The organism is Paraburkholderia oxyphila NBRC 105797 (assembly GCF_000685075.1).
GTDB lineage: Bacteria > Pseudomonadota > Gammaproteobacteria > Burkholderiales > Burkholderiaceae > Paraburkholderia > Paraburkholderia oxyphila.
The window spans coordinates 1-625 of the sequence record NZ_BAYD01000306.1 but is presented as its reverse complement, the minus strand read 5'-3'; the positions used below and the strand labels follow the sequence as shown (position 1 = coordinate 625).

Annotated in this window: 1 pseudogene; it reads left to right on the top strand. The window is 64.3% G+C overall.

The features are described 5' to 3' along the window. Positions 1 to 625 (top strand): annotated as a pseudogene (locus tag BO1_RS56120) (RHS repeat domain-containing protein); the annotation flags it as partial.

Genomic DNA, 625 nt, shown 5'->3' with positions numbered 1-625 from the left:
GTGACCGCCTTGAGGAAGCGCGATGGCCAGACCATCAACCAGACCTTCGACGCGCTTGACCGGCTCGCGACGCGCACGTTCCCGGGTTCCACGGGCAACGTTCAGTACAGCTACGATCTGCGCGGGCTGAAGACGGCGTCGCAGTACAGCGACGGCAGTCACACGGTGACGAACAGCTACGATGGACTCGGGCGTCTGACGCAGACCAGTGCGGCGGGCCGGGCGCTGCGCTACACGTACGACGCGGCGGACAACGTGACGGATATCGCGTGGCCAGACGGCTTCCATGTCGGCACGAGCTACGACACGTATCGCCGGCCGACGCAGTTGCTGGAAAACGGCACGGTGAACCTGGCGAAGTACACGTACGATGCGATGAACCGGCGCACGCAGGTGGACCTGGGCAACGGCACGCGTACGGAGGTGACGTACGATCCGCAGGGCTGGGTGTCGAACCTGAACCACCGGTTCACGAGCAGCACGGAAGACTGGCTGTCGACGTTCACGCGCAACCAGCTTGGTGACATCAAGCAGGCGAAGGTGACGAACAACCGGTACGGGTGGATGCCGGCGGCGTCGAGCACTACGTACACGGCGAATGCGCTGAACCAGTACACGGGTGCCC